The sequence below is a fragment of the Streptomyces sp. NBC_00414 genome, from assembly GCF_036038375.1.
In the GTDB taxonomy this organism is placed as follows: domain Bacteria; phylum Actinomycetota; class Actinomycetes; order Streptomycetales; family Streptomycetaceae; genus Streptomyces.
In genome coordinates, this window is record NZ_CP107935.1 from 6,335,254 (window position 1) to 6,354,671 (window position 19,418).

Below are 19,418 nucleotides of genomic sequence, written 5' to 3' on the forward strand. Positions count from 1 at the left end.
GATCGATGGACGGCACGACGCCGGACGGCACGGTGCTGAACGACACGGTGCTGAACGACACCGGGCTGGACGGCACGGGGCTGGACGGCGGTGTGGTCCTGATCACCGGCATCATGGCCGCCGGGAAGTCCACGGTCGCGCAGGCGCTGGCCGAGCGGCTGCCACGGGCCGCGCACGTACGGGGTGACGCGTTCCGGCGGATGCTCGTCACCGGGCGCGCGGAGTACGAGCCCGGATCCGGCCCGGAGAGCGAGGCGGAGACCCAACTCCGGCTGAGGTACCGCCTGTCGGCGGCGACGGCGGACACGTACGCGCGGGCGGGCTTCACGGCGGTCGTGCAGGACGTGGTCCTGGGCGAGCACCTGACGGCGTACACCGAACTCGTACGGACACGGCCCCTGTACGTCGTCGTGCTGGCCCCGCACCCCGAGGCGGTGGCGGAGCGGGAGGCCGGGCGCGCCAAGACGGGATACGGCGCGTGGACGGTCGCGGACCTCGACCGCGGACTGCGCGCGGACACCCCGCGGATCGGGCTGTGGCTGGACAACTCCGAGCAGACCGTGGGGCAGACGGTGGACGCGATTCTGGCGGGCCGGGAGAGGGCGCGGATCCGCTGAGGTGCTGCTGAGCGGCTGCCGAGTTCTTGCCGGTTTCCTGCTGAGGCCCTGACGAGGCCCTGACGAGTCCTTGCCGTGTTTCTGCTGGTCAGGGCGGTCCCGGGGCGTTGTCAGTGGTGCCGGGTAGTGTTCTGGTCAGTGGGGGAGGACCGCTGGGCGGCGGACCGTTTTCCGGGTGTTTCGAGGCGCGTCCGGATGCCGTGGTGTGCGTGGCGGCATGCCTGCGTGCGTGGTCGCGTGCCGCCCGGCCAGGTCCTGTCGGGGGACTGCGAACAACAATGCGCGGGGGAACGATGAGCACGACGGACACCGGCACCGAGACGATCACTCTGCACGAGGACGCACTGGACCCGTACGTCACGCACACACCGACGCGACGATGGCTGACGGGACCCGGACTGCCGGGCGACAGCGGCCTGTTGACCTTCGATGCCCTCCGTCAGGACGGGCTGCGGTCGGTCGCGGACTCGACGGGGGACCCGGCCGCCCTCCCTTCGGACCTGCGCGGCCAGTTGGTGATCGGCGCGCTGCGGGACCCCGCCGGCACGGAGGCGGAGTCGGTCCTGCTCGACGGAGCGACGGGCGAGGTGTCGACCACGTTCTTCCTCCACGACCGCCCCGACCTGATGGACCGCATCCCGCTCGCGCCCTCGCTCCGGACGCTCACGGGCTTCGTGACGGCGACCGACGAGATGGCGGCAAGACGCGGCCAGTTCGCGTCCTACGAGGGCAGGTTCGGCCCGAAGGCCGTCACCGCGATGTCACGCCAACTGCTGGAGCTGTTCGAGGAGGGCGTCGACGGCGAGGTCCCGCCGTTCTGGAAGATGGCCGCGCTGATCCGCCCGATGGCCCTGGTCGCGGGCCCGCCGGCCGACGCGGCGCTCACCCTGGACCTCCCCGCCCGCCTGCTGGACCAGGAGTTCGGGCACGGCCGTGTGGTGCGTTTCGAGGACGTCGACTTCCCCGCCGCCCTGGCGCACGAGCCGACCCGGCACTTCCTGCGCGAGACGGGTCTGCCCGAGGACGGCTTCCTGTTCCACCTGGACACGGACGTGCCGCTGCCGACGCTCGCCGAGTACTACGAGGACGAGCGCCCGGACGTGTTCACGCCCGACCAACTCCCCGAGGGCAGCGACCACTTGATACGGCTCGGCCATCTCGTCGAGGACAACAGCCTGGTCGTCGACGGCGAGACGGGCGCGATCCTCGACTGGAACGAGCCCGACGCGACGCTGCACGCGCTGAACACGGACGTCTCCACGCTGGCCTTCACCCTGTGGCTGCTGCACCGCGAGCGAACGATCGACGAGTCCCTGTCCCACGAACTGACCGAGGAGGCCTACGACCACCTGTCCACGACGATGACCCAGACCCTCGCGACGGTGGACCCGACAGGCACCACCTCACAGCCCGGCCGGCACTACTGGACGGAGATGTTCCAGGACGAGGCGGGCGGGGTGCTCTGACGGACCCCGGGACGCGCTGAACCGCCCCTCTCACGCCTCAGGGCCGACCACCCGAAGGCAGCCGACCCTGACACCGAACCAGAGGCCGTGGCGGGAATTGAACCCACGTGCCTCGCTTTGCAGGCGAGTCCCTAAGCCACTCGGGCACACGGCCAAGCTTGAGTCCGATGTTCCGGACTCGATGTATCGACCGTACGGCCCGGGTGGGGGGTGGCCAAGGGAATCGCGGGGGCCGCAACGGGACTGCCATACGGCGTTCACAAAGGAGAGGGGGAGGGGCGAGGGGGCCCGGGCCGCGGTGGTCGTACGACCAAGGTCTCAGGCCGGGGCGGTCTTCCGACAGGGGTCAATGTCGGTCTTGCCCCTTACGCTGGCGGGCATGACCTCCCTGGAACCGGGCGACACCGGCGTCGCCGCCACCCCGAGCACACCGATCGAAGCCGTGGTCGCGGACGGCGTCCTCAGTCGTTCCCACCGGGCGCTGAGCATCGGGATCGTGTCCGTCGTGCTGCTGATCGCCTTCGAGGCGACGGCCGTCGGGACCGCGATGCCGGTGGCGGCGCGGGAGCTTGACGGGATCTCGCTGTACGCGTTCGCGTTCTCCGGGTACTTCACGACGAGCCTGTTCGGCATGGTGCTGGCCGGGCAGTGGTCGGACCGGGCCGGCCCGCTGGGGTCGCTCACCGCGGGGATCGGGGCCTTCGCGGCGGGGCTGCTGCTGTCCGGGACGGCCGGGGCCATGTGGCTGTTCATCCTCGGCCGGGCCGTGCAGGGGCTGGGCGGCGGGCTGGTGATCGTCGCGCTGTACGTGGTCGTGGGGCGGGCCTATTCGGAACGGCTGCGGCCGGCGATCATGGCCGCGTTCGCGGCGAGCTGGGTCGTCCCGTCCGTCGTCGGCCCCCTCGCCTCCGGCGCGGTCACCGAGCACCTCGGCTGGCGCTGGGTCTTCGTCGGCGTACCGGTGCTGGTCGTCCTGCCGCTGGCGCTCGCGCTGCCGCAGATACGCCGGCGGGCGTCCGGGCCGGAGGCCGGGCCGGAGGAGGGGGCCCGACCCGCGCCCTTCGACCGGCGGCGCATCCGGCTGGCGCTGGGCATCTCGGCGGGCGCCGGTCTGCTGCAGTACGCCGCCCAGGACCTGCGGTGGCTGTCGCTGGTCCCTGGCGTGGCGGGGGCGGCGCTGCTCGTCCCGGCGGTGCTCGGACTGCTGCCGCGAGGGACGTACCTGGCGGCGCGCGGGCTGCCGTCCGTGGTGCTGCTGCGCGGAGTGGCGGCCGGGTCCTTCATCGCGGCGGAGTCCTTCGTGCCGCTGATGCTGGTCACCGAGCGGGGGCTGTCGCCGACGATGGCCGGGTTCTCCCTCGCCGCGGGCGGCGGCACCTGGGCGCTGGGCTCCTTCGTGCAGGCGAGGGCGCGCGTGGAGCCGTACCGGGAGCGGCTGATGACGTTGGGCATGCTGCTGACCGCGGCCTCCATAGCCGCCGCGCCCAGCGTGCTGATCGACGGGGTGCCGGTGTGGACGGTGGCGGTGGCCTGGGCGTTCGGCTGCTTCGGCATGGGGCTGGTGATCTCCTCCAGCAGCGTCCTGCTGCTCCAGCTCTCCGCCCCCGGCCAGGCCGGCAACAACTCCGCCGCCCTGCAGATGTCCGACGGCCTCGCCAACGTCGTCCTCCTGGCCGCGGGCGGCGCGGCCTTCGCGGCGCTCGGCGGCGGCACGGTCACCCACACGGCCACGCAGGCCTCCGGCGGGCACCCGGCCGCCTTCGTGGCGGTGTTCCTGCCGATGGCGGGGGTGGCGCTGGTGGGCGCGTGGGTGACCACACGGCTGCGGGCGGTGTAGGCCGCGTAGGTCACGTGACGGGGGCGCCACGCTCGGTCGTGTGAGCTGAGTCCCATCCGAGGGTGACCCCGCGTCGTCCGCGCGTTGACGTTCATGAGCCGCCGGTAGGGTGGCCCGGTTGTCATACGCAGCCGTCGTCATACGTAACCGAGCCGCTCGACCACCCCACGGAGACCGTGACTACCGCCCGCCCGTCGCCCACCACCCCCCTCAACGGAGGGCCCTTCTTGCCCGCCTCTCCTGTTGCCAGTGCCGCCAGCGCCTCCTCCTCGCACCACCTGTCGCCCGCGTTTCCCGGGCGGGCCCCCTGGGGTACCGCCAACAAGCTGCGAGCCTGGCAGCAAGGGGCGATGGAGAGGTATCTGCAGGAACAGCCGCGTGACTTCCTCGCCGTCGCCACGCCCGGCGCCGGGAAGACGACCTTCGCGCTGACGCTCGCGTCATGGCTGCTGCACCACCATGTCGTGCAGCAGGTGACCGTGGTCGCGCCGACCGAGCATCTGAAGAAGCAGTGGGCGGACGCGGCCGCGCGCATAGGGATCAAGCTGGATCCCGAGTACAGCGCGGGCCCGCTCAGCAAGGAGTACCAGGGCGTCGCGGTGACCTACGCCGGGGTCGGTGTGCGGCCCATGCTGCACCGCAACCGCTGCGAGCAGCGCAAGACCCTCGTCATCCTCGACGAGATCCACCACGCCGGTGACTCCAAGTCCTGGGGCGAGGCGTGCCTGGAGGCCTTCGAGCCCGCCACCCGCCGGCTCGCCCTCACCGGTACGCCGTTCAGGTCCGACACCAACCCCATCCCCTTCGTCGCGTACGAGGAGGGCAACGACGGGATCCGCCGCTCCTCCGCCGACTACACCTACGGCTACGGCTCCGCCCTCGGCGACGGCGTCGTGCGGCCCGTCATCTTCCTCTCCTACAGCGGAAACATGCGCTGGCGTACGAAGGCGGGGGACGAGATCGCCGCCCGGCTCGGCGAGCCGATGACCAAGGACGCCGTCAGCCAGGCCTGGCGCACGGCCCTCGACGCGCGCGGCGAGTGGATGCCCAGCGTGCTGCGCGCCGCCGACCAGCGGCTGACCGAGGTGCGCAAGGGAATCCCGGACGCCGGCGCCCTCGTCATCGCCTCCGACCAGGACTCGGCCCGCGCCTACGCCAAGCTCATCCGCGAGATCACCGGCCACAAGGCCACCCTCGTCCTCTCCGACGACACCGGCGCCTCCAACCGGATCGACGAGTTCAGCCACAGCGAGGACCGCTGGATGGTCGCCGTCCGGATGGTGTCCGAGGGCGTCGACGTACCCCGGCTCGCGGTGGGCGTGTACGCGACCACCATCTCGACCCCGCTCTTCTTCGCCCAGGCCGTCGGCCGCTTCGTACGCTCCAGGCGCCGCGGCGAGACCGCGTCCGTCTTCCTGCCGACCGTCCCCGACCTCCTCACCTTCGCCAACGAGATGGAGGTCGAGCGCGACCACGCCCTCGACAAGCCCAAGAAGGAGGGCGAGGAGGACCCGTACGCCGAGTCCGAGAAAGAGATGGAGGAGGCGAACCGGGAAGAGGACGAGGACACCGGCGAGCAGGAGCAGTTCTCCTTCGAGGCGCTGGAGTCCGAGGCCGTCTTCGACCGGGTCCTCTACGACGGCGCCGAGTTCGGTATGCAGGCCCACCCGGGAAGCGCGGAGGAGCAGGACTACCTCGGCATCCCCGGGCTCCTCGAACCCGACCAGGTCCAGCTCCTCCTCCAGAAGCGGCAGGCCCGGCAGATCGCGCACAGCCGCAAGAAGCCGGACGAGGAGGCGGACCTCCTCGAACTGCCCGCCGAGCGCCGCCCCGTGGTCTCCCACAAGGAGATGCTGGAGCTGCGCAAGAAGCTCAACACCATGGTCGGCGCGTACGTCCACCAGAGCGGCAAGCCCCACGGAGTGATCCACACCGAGCTGCGCCGCGTCTGCGGCGGCCCGCCGAGCGCGGAGGCGACCGCCGGGCAGCTGCGCCAGCGGATCGAGAAGGTCCAGGAGTGGGCCACCCGCATGCGGTGACCCCCTCACGGCCGTGAGTCCGTGGTGGGTCCATACGGTGAGACGAGCGCCGGTGCCCTCATGGCACCGGCGCTCGCGTGCGTGTGCGCTGCGTGCAGGGGTGGTGCACGCCGGGTGCGCGCCAAGTGGTCCGCGCCGCTCACATCCGGCCAAAACTGGATCAAACCCTGGGTAACCGGGACCGGTCCGTACCTGCGCATGACCGGATTCTGGACGGAGCCTTCCGCTGAGCGAACCGGCTCGCTACTGTCCCCGCTACGCACACGCCCCGTGGCAGCGCCGCCGCGGAGCGCAGCCGGTGCCCGCCCGGAAGTACCCGGGACGCAGCCGACCGGCGGCCTCTGACGCGCGTCGCCGATGGGACCGGTGACGTATCCGCCGCGTTGGGGGTCGCCGACCCTCACCACTAAGGAGTGGGCGTCGTGACCGCGGAGACCTCCCAGACGCTCGACCGGGGACTGCGTGTCCTCAAGCTGCTCGCCGACACCGACCACGGTCTGACCGTCACCGAGCTGTCCAACAAACTCGGAGTCAACCGGACCGTCGTGTACCGGTTGCTCGCCACACTGGAACAGCACGCCCTCGTACGCCGTGACCTGGGCGGCCGTGCCCGGGTCGGGCTCGGTGTGCTGCGGCTCGGCCGTCAGGTGCATCCGCTGGTCCGCGAGGCCGCGCTGCCCGCGCTGCGGTCGCTGGCCGAGGACATCGGGGCGACCGCCCACCTCACGCTGGTCGACGGCACGGAGGCGCTCGCCGTCGCCGTGGTCGAGCCGACGTGGACCGACTACCACGTGGCCTACCGGGCCGGATTCCGGCATCCGCTGGAGCGGGGGGCTGCCGGGAAGGCGATTCTCGCCGCGCGGGCCGGGGGTGGGGACGGGGATCTGGGCTACACCCTTACGCATGGCGAGCTGGAGGCCGGGGCGAGTGGGGCTGCGGCGGCGCTGGTCGGGGTCACCGGGGTGGAGGGGAGTGTGGGTGTCGTGATGCTCGCGGACGCTGTGCCTGAGCGGGTGGGGCCGCGGGTTGTCGACGCGGCGCGGGAAGTGGCGGACGCGTTGCGGTGACCCTGGCCGGGTGTTGTCCGCGGGTGCGCTGTGGCTGGTTGCGGCGTTCCCCGCGCCCCCGAAAGACTGCGCCGTTCCCCGCGCCCCTCGAAGGCAACGGATTGCGCCGTTCCCCGCGCCCCCAAAAGATTGCGCCGTTCCCCGCGCCCCTGAAGGGCGACAAGATTGCGCCGTTCCCCGCGCCCCTGAAAGGCGACAAGATTGCGCCGTTCCCCGCGCCCCTAGAGGCGACAAGACTGCGCCGTTCCCCGCGCCCCCTGAGGCGCAGGGCTTGTTCGTTGTTGCTCTCCGTTAGATTGATCCCGTGGCTTTTCGACTCTCTGGTCTCTCTCGGGTCTCCGGGCTCTCCCGCCTTCAGGCCGTCGCCGTGTGCGCCCTGCCCGTTGTGGGGCTGTTCGCCGTGGCGGTGTTCGCGCCGTTGCCGTTCTCGCTGGCCCAGCCCGGTATGACGGCGGACGTCCTCGGCGAGAACAAGGGCGACCCGGTGATCACGATCTCCGGTGCGAAGGCCCGCGAGACGAGCGGGCAGCTGCGCATGACGACCATCGAGGCGACGGGCCCGGACGCGAGCGTGAAACTGGGCGACGTGCTCGACGGCTGGTTCCGCACGGACCGTGCGGTGATGCCGCGCGACTCGGTCTATCCGAGCGGCGACAACGTCAAGGAGATCGAGAAGTACAACGCCGAGGAGATGAGGAAGTCCCAGGACACGGCCACCGAGGCGGCTCTGAACCAGCTGGGCGAGCAGTCGGACGACATCGAGGTCACGCTGAAGCTCGCCGATGTGGGCGGCCCGAGCGCCGGACTCCTCTTCTCCCTCGGCATCGTCGACAAGCTGGACGGTGACGGCAGCGGCGGCGACCTCACGGGCGGCCGGGTCATCGCGGGTACGGGAACGATCGACGCCGCCGGCAAGGTCGGCGCGGTCGGGGGAGTGGCCCTCAAGACACAGGCCGCCCGCCGCGACGGCGCGACGATCTTCCTGGTCCCGAAGGCGGAGTGCTCGGACGCGAAGTCGGAGCTGCCGAAGGGCCTGCGCCTCATCCCGGTGACGACACTGAAGGGCGCCGTCAACTCCCTGGTGGCGCTGGAGAAGGACAAGGGCTCGGTCCCCTCCTGCTAGAGCCCTCGGCCGACCACCCGGACCCCGGCCCCCGCCCGTTGCTCAGCCCTCCTTCACGAATCCTTCCGCCTTCATCCAGTCCAGCGCCACCGCGTGCGGGTCCTCCCCGTCGACGTCCACCTTGGCGTTCAGCTCCTGCGCCACGTCGTTGTTCAGTTTCCTGGTGACCGGGGCCAGGACCTCGGCGATCGCCGGATACTTCTTCAGGGCCTTGGAGTTGATCTCGGGTGCCACGTTGTAGTTGGGGAAGAACTTCTTGTCGTCCGCCATCACCGCGAGGTTCATCGACCTGATGCGCCCGTCGGTGGTGAAGACCTCCCCGTACGTGCAACTCCCCTTCTTCACCTGGGTGTAGATGATCCCGGTGTCCATCTGCGTGATGTTCCCGCTCGGCAGTTTCATGCCGTAGGCCTTCTCCATGCCCGGCATCCCGTCCGCCCGGTTGGCGAACTCGCTCTCCACACAGACCGTGACGGCCTTGGGGTCCTTCTTCGAGAGGGCGGCCACCTCGGAGAGCGTCTTCGTGCCGTACTTCTTGAAGTTGGCCTGGTTCATGGCGAGCGCGTACGTGTTGTTCAGCGCCGACGGGGCCAGCCAGGTCAGCCCGTTCTTCAGGTCGGCCTCGCGCACGGCCTCCCACTGCTTGTCCGGATCCGGGATGGGGTCGCTGTTGCCCTGGTAGGTGATCCACGCGGTGCCCGTGTACTCGTACATGGCGTCCGCGTCACCGCCCTTGACCGCTTCCCGGGCGCCGATGGAACCCTGGATGCCGGTGCGGTCGAGGACGTCGGCGCCGGCCGCCTGGAAGGCGATGCCCATGATCGCGCCGAGGACGAGCTGCTCGGTGAACTCCTTGGACGTCACGGTGAGATCGGCGCCCTTGAGCGGCTGCCCCTTCCCGATCGACCCCGGCTTCACATCGTCGACCATGGGCGAACCACTGGTCAGCCCGCATCCGGAGACCGTCACCAGCAGAGCCCCGGCCGCCATCAGCCCCGTAAACCGTCTCATGAGCCCGCCTCCAGCCCGCGCGGACTGAGCAGGAGTTCGGCCAGCGATGCCAGCCAGTCGACCAGCAGGGCCAGCGCGACGGTCAGGATCGAGCCGAGGACCAGCACCGGCATCCGCTGATTGGTGATCCCGGTCGTGATCAGCACGCCCAGACCACCGCCTCCGCCGAACGTGGCGAGCGTCGCCGTACCCACATTGAGGACGAGCGCGGTACGCACTCCGGCGAGGATCAGCGGTACAGCCAGCGGCAGTTCGACCCGGCTCAGCACACCCAGCGGGGACATGCCGATACCCCGGGCGGCCTCCAGCAGCGTCGGATCGTTCGCCTTCAGCCCGGCGATGGTGTTCGACAGCACGGGCAGGACGGCGTACGCGATGATGCCGATCAGCGCCGCCTTCCGGCCGATGCCCAGCCAGATCACCAGCAGGGCCAGCAGACCGATCGCGGGCGTCGCCTGCCCCATGTTGGCGAAGGTCATCACCACCGGGGTCCCCTTGCGGAAGGCCCCGCGGGTCAGCAGAATGCCCAGCGGAATCGCGATGATCAGCACGAAGAAGGTGGAGATCACGGTCAGCTCGATGTGCTGCCGCAGTGCCTTCCACACCTGCCCGTTGGAGAGCGCGTTCTCGGAGAGCGGGTCGAGATCCGCCTGCTCGAACCAGAGCCAGGTGCAGAACAGCCCGACGACGAGCACGACGGGCAGGAAGGTCAGCTTCCGCCAGCCGATCCTCGGCGCCGCATCGCTGACACCGTCGCCGCCGTCACGGAGGGCCTCGGGAGAGGGAGCAGGGGCAGGAGCGCTCACGCCTGCGCCTCCCCGCCGACCGCGCCCTCTCGGCCACCCCGGCCCTCCTGCTCATGACGGGTCTGCTCGGTGCGGGCCTCCTCCAGGTCGTGCTGGTGCTCCACCGCGTCGAGCCGGTCGGCCTCCAGCATCTCCTGCACGGAGTTCATCAGCGTCTCCATGTCCACCACGCCGGTGTACTCGCCGCGCCGCCCGGTCACCACGACCCGCCCCGCGTTGTCGGTGAGCACGGCCTCCAGGGCGTCCCGCAGCGTCGCGTCCCGGGTCACGGTGTCGTTCACCAACGTGCCGGCCCGGGCCAGCGAGCCCCGCGCCCGCATGAGATCACCGCGCCGCAGCCACTTGTAGGGCCGCCCCCTCCGGTCCAGCAGCAGGATCTCGTTCGTACCGCTCGCCCGGATCTTGTTGAAGATCTCCTGCAGCGGATCGTCGACGGTCACCGTCGGATAGTCGGTGATCTCCACATCCCGCACGCGCGTCAGGTTCAGCCGCTTCAGGGCCGCCCCCGCGCCCACGAACCCGGACACGAAGTCGTCGGCGGGGTTGGTGAGGATCGCCTCCGGGGTGTCGAACTGCGCGATGTGCGACTGCTCCCGCAGCACCGCGATCCGGTCACCGAGCTTGATGGCCTCGTCGAAGTCGTGCGTGACGAAGACGATCGTCTTGTGCAGCTCGTGCTGCAGCCGGATCAGCTCGTCCTGCAGATGATCACGCGTGATCGGATCGACGGCACCGAACGGCTCATCCATCAACAGCACGGGCGGATCGGCGGCCAACGCCCGCGCGACCCCCACCCGCTGCTGCTGGCCACCGGACAACTGCCGCGGATAACGACCGTGGAACTCACCGGGATCGAGCCCCACCAGATCGAGCATCTCCTCGACCCGCTCCTCGACCCGCCCCTTCGACCAGCCGACCATCTTCGGCACGAGCCCGATGTTCTGGGCGACGGTCATGTGCGGGAAGAGCCCGGAGGACTGGATGGCGTACCCGATCTTCCGCCGCAGCTTCACCGGATCCATGTGGGTGACGTCCTCGCCGCCGATGCGGATCCGCCCGCCCGTCGGCTCGATCAGCCGGTTGATCATTTTCAGCGTGGTGGACTTCCCGCATCCGGAGGGCCCGACCAGCACCACCAGCTCGCCGGCGTTGATCTCCATGTTGACGCTGTCCACGGCGGGTTCGGAACTCCCCGAGTACCGCTTGCTGAGGCTCTCCAGCCGAATGGTGGCCCCGGTGGCCTCCCGCCCCGCACCCCCACCCTCCTGCGGCGCCTCCGTCACACCGGCGGATGTCTCAGACACGAATCCCCCTAGGGATGGTCAGCCGCCCGATGAGGACGTACGCGGCATCGAACAGCAGGGCCAGGATGATGATCCCGAGCGTGCCCGCGAGTACTTGGTTGAGCGCGTTCTTGCTGCCCAGGGAGGCGATACCGCGGAAGATCTCGTTGCCGAGCCCGGGCCCGGAGGCGTAGGCGGCGATGGCGGCGATACCCATCAGCATCTGTGTGGAGACCCGGATCCCGGTCAGGATCGGCGGCCAGGCCAAGGGCAGTTCGACCCGCACGAGCCGGGCGAGCCGCGACATCCCGATACCCGTGGCCGCGTCCACCAGCGAAGGGTCGACCCCGCGCAGCCCGACGATCGAGTTACGGACGATGGGCAGCAGCCCGTACAAGGTGAGGGCGATGACGGTGGGCGGGACACCCAGCCCCACGATCGGGATCAGCAGACCGATCATGGCGAGCGAGGGGATGGTCAGCAGGGTCGAGGTGGTCGTCGTGGCAAGGTTCCCGGCCCAGACACTGCGGTAGGTGACGACCCCGATCACCACCCCCACCACCGTGGCGACGACCATGCACTGGAAGACGGCGCTGGCGTGCTGAAAGGCGTCGGCGAGAAGCTGCTGATGACGACTGCCGAGGTACTCCCAGAAGTTCACCCGCTGTCACCTCACTCGGTAGCCTCAGCCGTCGTCGTCCCTCGCTGCCTGCTCCACCAGCGGGATGATCCGCAGCGGAACGGGGTTCTCCATGACGATCGCCGTGGAGGCCCGGACAATGCCATCAAAACCGACAACCCGGTCGATCACACGCTGAAGATCGGCGTTGGACCGGGCCACGAGCCGGCACAGCATGTCCCCGCTGCCCGTGGTCGTGTGCAGTTCCAGCACCTCGGGCACGGTCGCCAAGTGCGCCCGGACGTCCGCGCCTTGCCCCTGCCGGATCTGGAGGGTCGCGAAAGCGGTGACGGGATATCCGAGAGCCGTGGGATCCACCTGCGGCCCGAACCCCCGGATGACTCCATTCGACTGAAGCCGGTCCAGCCGCGCCTGCACGGTCCCGCGCGCGACACCCAGCCGACGGGACATCTCCAGCACACCGATCCGCGGCTCCTCGGCGAGCAGCACGAGCAGCCGCCCATCCAAACGATCGATCGCCACAAGCCCCTCCACAGTGGTCACCCTGTACAGAACGCTAGTCGAACCAGACCTTCCACTGAACAGATTGTTCAGCAGATTCGCAAACGATTGCGCACCTTGCAAAACGGCGAGAGTCTGCGCCCATGACACAGACCACGCACCACACCCCTCACACCGCGCGGCAGGCAGACCCCTTCCCGGTCAAGGGAATGGACGCGGTCGTCTTCGCCGTGGGCAACGCCAAGCAGGCGGCGCACTACTACTCCACCGCCTTCGGCATGAAGCTCGTCGCCTACTCCGGACCGGAGAACGGCAGCCGGGAGACCGCGAACTACGTGCTGGAGAACGGCTCGGCCCGGTTCGTGTTCACGTCGGTGATCAGGCCCACCACCCCCTGGGGCACCTTCGTCGCCGAGCACGTGGCCGAGCACGGTGACGGCGTGATCGACCTCGCCATCGAGGTCCCGGACGCCCGCGCCGCGTTCACCTACGCGGTGGAACACGGAGCGACCCCCCTCACCGAGCCGCACGACGTGAAGGACGAGCACGGCACGGTGGTCCTGGCCGCGATCGCCACGTACGGCAAGACCCGCCACACCCTGGTGGAGCGCACGGGCTACGACGGCCCGTACCTCCCCGGCTACACGACCGCCGCCCCGATCGTCGAACCCCCCGCCCACCGAACCTTCCAGGCCATAGACCACTGCGTGGGCAACGTGGAACTCGGCCGGATGAACGAGTGGGTCGGCTTCTACAACAAGGTCATGGGCTTCACGAACATGAAGGAGTTCGTGGGCGACGACATCGCCACCGAGTACAGCGCCCTCATGTCCAAGGTCGTGGCCGACGGCACGCTCAAGGTCAAGTTCCCGATCAACGAGCCGGCCATCGCCAAGAAGAAGTCCCAGATCGACGAGTACCTGGAGTTCTACGGTGGCGCGGGTGTCCAGCACATCGCCCTGAACACCAACGACATCGTCCGTTCGGTCCGCGCCATGCGCGCCGCGGGCGTCCAGTTCCTCGACACCCCGGACTCCTACTACGACACCCTCGGCGAGTGGGCGGGCGAGACCAGGGTCCCCGTGGAGACACTGCGCGAACTGAAGATCCTCGTGGACCGGGACGAGGACGGCTACCTCCTGCAGATCTTCACCAAGCCGGTCCAGGACAGGCCGACGGTCTTCTTCGAAATGATCGAACGCCACGGCTCCATGGGCTTCGGCAAGGGCAACTTCAAGGCACTCTTCGAGGCGATCGAACGAGAGCAGGAGCGTCGAGGCAACCTCTAGAACTCCCCCCGGAGAACGGCCCCGCGGCCCCCACCGCGGGGCCGCACCCGCACATACCACCACGGAAGCCCACGCCGACCCGAGCCGGCAGCGCAACGGGAGCGGGCCGTGCCGGCCCGTCGCGGCCCGTCGCGTAGGGCTCCTGCAATCAACCGAACTCACTCCATCGCAGGGCCGTACACCCGGACGGCCACGGGCTCGACGTACCGGCACGGCCCCGACCCACCGACTACCGCCACGCCCGCTCGCCCTCAACCTCAGGCTCGCCCAGCTCCTCCAAGGCCTTCTCCGCCGAAGGCACCAGAAGCGGCGAGAACCTCGGATTGATCCGCAGCGCTTCCCCCAGATGCCGCCGAGCGGACCCGAAATCCCGCAACGACCGCTCGATCACCCCCCGGTGATACGAGTACGGAGCGAACCGCACCCCGCCACCACGCACCCGATCCGTGGCCCGAGTGGCGAACCCGATCGCCTCCTTGTCCTTGCCGGTCCGATGCAACGCCCACCCCAGCGCGTCCGCGACCGCCACCGAGGGATGCCGGGCCCACTCGGCACGCAACCGCCGCACCGCACTCCCCGCGTCCCCGTGATCCGCCTCGAAGAGCCCGAGCACCAGCTCGTCGTTCACACCCCCCGCGCCCCCCTCCCGCACCCGCGCCCGCAGCACGTCGTACTGGGCCCGCGCGGCCCCGCCGAGCCCCAGCGACTCGTACAACTCGCCCAGCTCCAGCGCGTACCGCGGCAGCGGCTGCCTCGCCAGCGCCGACTGATACGCCCGCAGGGCCTCCGAGTCCCGCCCCAGCGCGGCCAGCGCCCGGCCCTGCCCGGCCTGCGCCGCGTGCTCACCGGGATCGGCCCGCAGCGCGGCCTCGTAGGAACGCAGCGACTCGGCGGCGTCCCCCCGCTCCCAGGCCAGCTCCCCGACCCGGACAAGACAGTCGGCCCGCTCGGCGGGAGCGGAGGCGAGCGCCGCCGCGTCGGACAGCGCGGCGGCGGAGTCCTCCCGCCACCCCCGGTCCCGATACACGAGCCCGGCCCGGCCCAGCACCTGCGCCCCGGACGCGGGACCCCCCGACTCCCCGCCCCCCGAGGGAAGTTCGACGAGCCGGGCCAGCGCCTTGCGCGCGGCCTTGTAATCCCCCAGCCCCCGATACGCGTCGATCAGCGCCGGATAGGCAGTCCACCGCCTGGGCGAGGCAGCCACCGCGGCCTCGCCCCACTTCCGCGCGGCCCGGAAGTCGTGCCGGGCGTTGGCGAGCACGGCCATCCCGCGGAACGCCTCGGTGTTCCCCTTCGGCCGCCCCGCGAGCGACGTACGCAAGGCCGCGTCGGCCTTCGGGTAGTACCGCGGCTCAGCGGTCCGCTCACCCCGCTCCACGTACGCGGTCCCGAGCTCGGCCCAGGTCCGTACGTCACCCGGATGGGCCCGCAGATGCGCTTCGCGGTCGCCGATCAGCGCGACCAGATCGGGCAGCGAGGCCGGCGCCCCGGACCCGACCGCGGTCACGGCCCGCGCCAGGGGCCCCGGGGAGGGCGGCGGCCGGCGATCCCCGTCGGGCATCGCCACCAGCACACCCCCCAGGACGAAGCAGCCCACGACGACCCCGGCCAGCGCCCGCCGCAGAAAAACCTCACGCCCGGCCGCCGGGGCCGCCACCGCCGGGGCCGCCGCCCCCGGGGCCGACTCCGCGCCCGAGGCGGGCTTCGCCTCCGTGCCGCACTCCACACCGCTTTCCATACCGATCACTGTGCGTCAGTACGAAGAGCACATCCGGCCACCACCCCGGCACGGAAAGCCTCGCGCGGGCGGGGTTCACACCGATGGCCCCGAGTGCGACGCTGTGATCATGAGCCGTATCGAAGCCCGACCCGATGAAGACGCCGTGGCGGTGGGCAGCCTCACCGAACGTCTCACCGAACGCCTCCTCACGGGCCTGCCGGCCGAGGCGGTCCTCACCGACCCGGACGTCACCAGCTCGTACGCCAACGACATGGCCAGCTTCTGCGAGGCGGGCACCCCCGCCGTCGTGGTGCTGCCGCGCACGGTCGAACAGGTCCAGCACGTCATGCGCACCGCGACGGACCTGCGCATCCCGGTGGTCCCGCAGGGCGCCCGCACGGGCCTGTCAGGAGCGGCCAACGCCTCCGAGGGCTGCATCGTGCTGTCCCTGACGAAGATGGACCGCATCCTGGAGATCAGCCCCGTGGACCGGATCGCGGTGGTCGAGCCGGGCGTCATCAACGCCACGCTCTCCCGCGCCGTCAACGAGCACGGCCTCTACTACCCGCCGGACCCCTCCAGCTGGGAGATGTGCACGATCGGCGGCAACATCGGCACGGCCTCGGGAGGCCTGTGCTGTGTGAAGTACGGGGTGACGGCCGAGTACGTACTCGGCCTGGACGTCGTCCTCGCGGACGGCCGCCTGATGTTCACCGGCCGCCGCACGGCGAAGGGCGTCGCCGGATACGACCTGACGCGCCTGTTCGTCGGCTCGGAGGGCTCGCTCGGCATCGTCGTCGGAGCGACCCTCGCCCTGAAGCCCCAACCGCCACAACAACTGGTCCTCGCGGCCGAGTTCCCGTCCGGGGCCGCCGCCTGCGACGCGGTCTGCCGGATCATGGAGGGCGGCCATGTGCCGTCCCTCCTCGAACTGATGGACCGTACGACGGTGAAGGCCGTCAACGACATGGCGCACATGGGTCTCCCGGAGAGCACCGAGGCCCTGCTCCTCGCCGCCTTCGACACACACGATCCCGCCGCGGACCTCGCCGCGGTCGGCGCGCTGTGCGAGGCGGCGGGCGCCACCCAGGTGGTACCGGCGGAGGACGCGGCCGAGTCGGAGCTGCTCCTCCAGGCCCGCCGCCTGTCCCTCACCGGCCTCGAGGCGGTCAAGGGCACGACGATGATCGACGACGTGTGCGTCCCGCGCTCCAGGCTCGCCGAGATGCTCGAAGGGGTCGACAGGATCGCCGAGAAGTACCGGCTGACCATCGGGGTCGTGGCCCACGCGGGCGACGGCAACACCCACCCGACGGTCTGTTTCGACGCGAGCGACCCGGACGAGTCCCGGCGCGCCCGCGAGTCCTTCGACGAGATCATGGCCCTCGGCCTGGAACTCGGCGGCACGATCACCGGCGAGCACGGTGTGGGCGTCCTCAAGAAGGAGTGGCTGGCCCGTGAGATCGGCCCGGTCGGCGTCGAGATGCAGCGGGCGGTGAAGACGGCCTTCGACCCCCTGGGCATCCTCAACCCGGGCAAACTCTTCTGACAGCCCCGAAGGACCTGACAGCCCCCCTCCCTCCCCTCTTCCCCCCCTCACTCCCCGTCCTTGGACTCGTCCGAGGGCCACGGGTCGGACAGCCACAGATCGTCGGCCGGGGTCGGCGCGAGCAACTCGGCGAGACCGTCGTCGATACCGAGCCGGTCGGCCTCGGTGCCCGGCGGGACCGCCCGCAGGGTGCGCTCCAGCCACGCCGACACCTGCGCGGCGGGCGCTTCGAGCAGGGCGTCCCCGTCGGGTGAGCTCAGCGCCATCAGGACGACGCCGCGCCCGCCTACCTTCGTCGGCCAGGCCCGCACATCCCCGTGCCCGCACGGCCTGAACACGCCCTCGACGAGCAGTTCGCGCGCGAAGGTCCAGTTCACGGGGTGGTCGGTGCCGATGTGGAAGGTGACGTGGACGGCGTACGGATCGTCGGTGTGGTAGGTCAGCAGAGCCGGCACCGGGATGCTGCGCTCGGGAGACAGGACCAGCTTGAGCTCAAGCTCACGCTCCACCACGGTGTTCACGCCGCTGTTCATCCCGTTGTTCGTGCCGTTGTTCGACTCGCCGCTCATGTCGCCCGCTTCCTCTCGTGTCCGCGGCCCGAGGAGCGGGCCCGTACGAGTGAGAGGGCGCGAAGTCCGAAGCATTACGCCGGTCCGGAGAACTTTTTTCGCGTGTTCCCCGAGAGGCCACGCGTATACCGCGCGGAGGCCGGAAAAGGTGGGGGAACCTTGCTCGAAGGGGGTAGGTACGCCAGGAGCGGCAGTGGCGGTTGCGCCCGTCTGATAGATGTGGACGCTCAACACGACCCCCGAGCAGATACGGGACGACGGACATGAGCGCCCCAACCCCGGCACCCGGCGACGACAGGCCCCGCGAAGGGTACTACCCGGACCCCTCCATTCCTGGATATGTCCGGTATTGGAACGGTGCGGCATGGGTGCCGGGCACCAGCCGTCCGGCGCCGTCCGGCAGCGACCCGCTCGGTTCGCCCGCGAGCGCGCAGCCCGCCCCGGTTTCCACGGAGGAGACGGGCCCGCACTTCTTCGACGAGGACCCGCCCGCCGCGGGACCGTCGCCCGCCGAGGCCCAGCACGGCAGCCGCCCCGAACCGGCCACCGCGTGGGGCGCCGACCGCTCCCGGCAGACCGGCTTCGGCGGCGATCCGGACCGCCGGGTCCGCTGGGGTTCACCGGACCCGCGCGTTCCGTCGGAGTCCGCGCAGCCGGCCCGACCCGCGCAGCCCACACCGCCGCTCCAGGCGTCCCAGCCGTCCGCGCAGCCCGACGGCAGGTCGGACCACACGGACGGCACGGCCACGTTCCAAGGGGCCGATTCCGCGGGGGAGTCGGGGGCGCCCACGCCTCCCCTCTCCGGCGGCACGGTCGTCTTCCGCAGGCCCACGGGTCCGGTACGTCCCACGGGTGCCGCGGGGCCCGCCGGAGCCACGGGATCGGCCGGTGCCATGGGTGCCGGGCGCGCGCATGTCGCGGGCGCGTCCGGAGCGGGGCGCGCGCAGACCCCGGGCACGGACGCCGCGGCCGCCCGGGCCGGCGCCGACGGCCCCACGGGCTCAGGGCTGCCCGGGGTGCCCGGCTCCCGCGAACCCCTCGCCGCCGAGGGCACGATGAGCTTCAGACGTACGTCGCAGCGGGCGGGGCAGCAGCGCGGGGCCCAGTCCTCCGCGGCATCACCGGCGGCCCAGGCCCCCGCGGCCGCGGCGCAGCCGGGCCCAGCGGCCCCCGCCGCCCCGCAGCAGCAGTCCACCCCGCAGTCCACCCCGCAGCCCGCACCGCAGTCCACCCCCACCGTTCCCCCGCAGTCCGGTGCTCAGGCGCCCATGAGCGCGGGGCTCGGCGGCGGACAGCCCTCCTGGGCCCAGCAGGTGCACCGGCTGGCCGGGCCGGACGAGGACCAGCCCGTCGTGCCGTGGAAGCCGGTGCGCGAGGACCCCTTCCAGGCGGTCGTCCGCTCACAGGCGGAGGCGCGTCCGGCGGGGCTCGGGAAGCGGTTCGCCGCCCGTCTCGTGGACACGCTCGTCCTGGCCGCGGTCACCGGCGCGGCCGCGGTCCCGCTGGGCACCAGGGCCATGGACCACGTCAACGGGAAGATCGACGCGGCCAAGCTCTCCGGCGAGACGGTCACGGTGTGGCTGCTGGACGGCACGACAGCCCTCTATCTGGGCATCGTCCTGGCCGTCCTGATCGTCTTCGGTGTCCTCTACGAGGCGCTGCCCACGGCCAGGTGGGGCCGCACCCTCGGGAAGAAGCTGTTCGGTCTCCAGGTGCGGGACATCGAGGGAGGCGAGCCGCCGTCGTTCGGCCTGGCCCTGCGCCGCTGGCTCGTCTACAGCGTCCCGGGCGTCCTCGTCATCGGTGTCGTGGGTGTCGTGTGGGGTCTGTTCGACCGCCCGTGGCGCCAGTGCTGGCACGACAAGGCGGCCCACACGTTCGTCGCCGGCTGACGCGTACCC

The 19,418-nt window shown here is 70.9% G+C and carries 16 protein-coding genes and 1 tRNA gene; 9 read left to right on the forward strand and 8 right to left on the reverse strand.

Going from position 1 to position 19,418, the window contains the following annotated elements; translation table 11 throughout:
- Nucleotides 1–113 precede the first annotated feature (113 nt).
- Entirely contained in the window at nt 114–617 is a 504-nt protein-coding gene (locus OHS59_RS27575; protein ID WP_443061651.1) for an AAA family ATPase, read from the forward strand.
- 293 nt (nt 618–910) lie between these two features.
- Nucleotides 911–2,083, forward strand: coding sequence for an SUKH-4 family immunity protein (locus OHS59_RS27580; RefSeq protein WP_328496049.1), 1,173 nt, complete (start codon nt 911–913; stop codon nt 2,081–2,083).
- 82 nt (nt 2,084–2,165) lie between these two features.
- On the opposite strand, the gene OHS59_RS27585 is transcribed toward OHS59_RS27580, so the two are convergent.
- Nucleotides 2,166–2,237 (reverse strand) — tRNA-Cys (locus OHS59_RS27585).
- 225 nt (nt 2,238–2,462) lie between these two features.
- Here OHS59_RS27585 and OHS59_RS27590 point away from each other — a divergent pair.
- The 4 genes from OHS59_RS27590 (at nt 2,463) to OHS59_RS27605 (ending at nt 8,149) form a co-directional block, all read left to right on the forward strand.
- A complete protein-coding gene (locus OHS59_RS27590; protein WP_328496050.1) occupies nt 2,463–3,920 on the forward strand; it encodes an MFS transporter in 1,458 nt (485 codons plus the stop codon).
- A 227-nt stretch (nt 3,921–4,147) separates the two neighbouring features.
- Entirely contained in the window at nt 4,148–5,959 is a 1,812-nt protein-coding gene (locus OHS59_RS27595) for a DEAD/DEAH box helicase (RefSeq protein ID WP_328496051.1), read from the forward strand.
- A gap of 422 nt (nt 5,960–6,381) precedes the next feature.
- Complete coding sequence (locus OHS59_RS27600; protein WP_328496052.1) at nt 6,382–7,026, forward strand: IclR family transcriptional regulator; 645 nt, start codon at nt 6,382–6,384, stop codon at nt 7,024–7,026.
- 304 nt (nt 7,027–7,330) lie between these two features.
- Complete coding sequence (locus OHS59_RS27605; protein ID WP_328496053.1) at nt 7,331–8,149, forward strand: S16 family serine protease; 819 nt, start codon at nt 7,331–7,333, stop codon at nt 8,147–8,149.
- A gap of 42 nt (nt 8,150–8,191) precedes the next feature.
- Here OHS59_RS27605 and OHS59_RS27610 read toward each other — a convergent pair whose 3' ends face one another.
- Genes OHS59_RS27610 through OHS59_RS27630 form a run of 5 tightly spaced genes read right to left on the reverse strand, consistent with a single transcriptional unit; the run spans nt 8,192 to nt 12,411 of the window.
- Nucleotides 8,192–9,160, reverse strand: coding sequence for a glycine betaine ABC transporter substrate-binding protein (locus tag OHS59_RS27610; protein ID WP_328496054.1), 969 nt, complete (start codon nt 9,158–9,160; stop codon nt 8,192–8,194).
- Nucleotides 9,157–9,966, reverse strand: coding sequence for an ABC transporter permease (locus tag OHS59_RS27615; RefSeq protein ID WP_328496055.1), 810 nt, complete (start codon nt 9,964–9,966; stop codon nt 9,157–9,159). The genes OHS59_RS27610 and OHS59_RS27615 overlap by 4 nt, the downstream gene beginning before the upstream one ends.
- Complete coding sequence (locus OHS59_RS27620) at nt 9,963–11,249, reverse strand: betaine/proline/choline family ABC transporter ATP-binding protein (RefSeq protein WP_328499383.1); 1,287 nt, start codon at nt 11,247–11,249, stop codon at nt 9,963–9,965. Before OHS59_RS27620 ends, OHS59_RS27615 begins: the two co-directional genes overlap by 4 nt.
- A 13-nt stretch (nt 11,250–11,262) precedes the next feature.
- Complete coding sequence (locus OHS59_RS27625; RefSeq protein WP_328496056.1) at nt 11,263–11,910, reverse strand: ABC transporter permease; 648 nt, start codon at nt 11,908–11,910, stop codon at nt 11,263–11,265.
- 24 nt (nt 11,911–11,934) lie between these two features.
- On the reverse strand, nt 11,935–12,411 hold the full coding sequence (locus tag OHS59_RS27630; protein WP_328496057.1) for an Lrp/AsnC family transcriptional regulator: 477 nt from the start codon (nt 12,409–12,411) through the stop codon (nt 11,935–11,937).
- A gap of 122 nt (nt 12,412–12,533) precedes the next feature.
- On the opposite strand from OHS59_RS27630, the gene hppD reads away from it, so the two are divergent.
- Nucleotides 12,534–13,679, forward strand: coding sequence for a 4-hydroxyphenylpyruvate dioxygenase (gene hppD, locus OHS59_RS27635; RefSeq protein ID WP_328496058.1), 1,146 nt, complete (start codon nt 12,534–12,536; stop codon nt 13,677–13,679).
- Nucleotides 13,680–13,908: 229 nt separating this feature from the next.
- On the opposite strand, the gene OHS59_RS27640 is transcribed toward hppD, so the two are convergent.
- Nucleotides 13,909–15,417 carry a tetratricopeptide repeat protein gene (locus OHS59_RS27640; protein ID WP_328496059.1) on the reverse strand — a complete coding sequence of 503 codons (1,509 nt, stop codon included), beginning with the start codon at nt 15,415–15,417 and terminating at the stop codon, nt 13,909–13,911.
- 103 nt (nt 15,418–15,520) lie between these two features.
- Here OHS59_RS27640 and OHS59_RS27645 point away from each other — a divergent pair, with 103 nt between their 5' ends.
- Complete coding sequence (locus tag OHS59_RS27645) at nt 15,521–16,948, forward strand: FAD-binding oxidoreductase (RefSeq protein WP_328496060.1); 1,428 nt, start codon at nt 15,521–15,523, stop codon at nt 16,946–16,948.
- Between the two features lie 47 nt (nt 16,949–16,995).
- On the opposite strand, the gene OHS59_RS27650 is transcribed toward OHS59_RS27645, so the two are convergent.
- The gene (locus OHS59_RS27650; RefSeq protein WP_443061508.1) at nt 16,996–17,517 is read right to left on the reverse strand and encodes an SsgA family sporulation/cell division regulator; all 522 of its coding nucleotides are present in this window, start codon (nt 17,515–17,517) and stop codon (nt 16,996–16,998) included.
- A 263-nt stretch (nt 17,518–17,780) separates the two neighbouring features.
- Here OHS59_RS27650 and OHS59_RS27655 point away from each other — a divergent pair, with 263 nt between their 5' ends.
- A complete protein-coding gene (locus OHS59_RS27655) occupies nt 17,781–19,409 on the forward strand; it encodes an RDD family protein (protein ID WP_328496061.1) in 1,629 nt (542 codons plus the stop codon).
- The last annotated feature ends 9 nt before the right edge of the window (nt 19,410–19,418 follow it).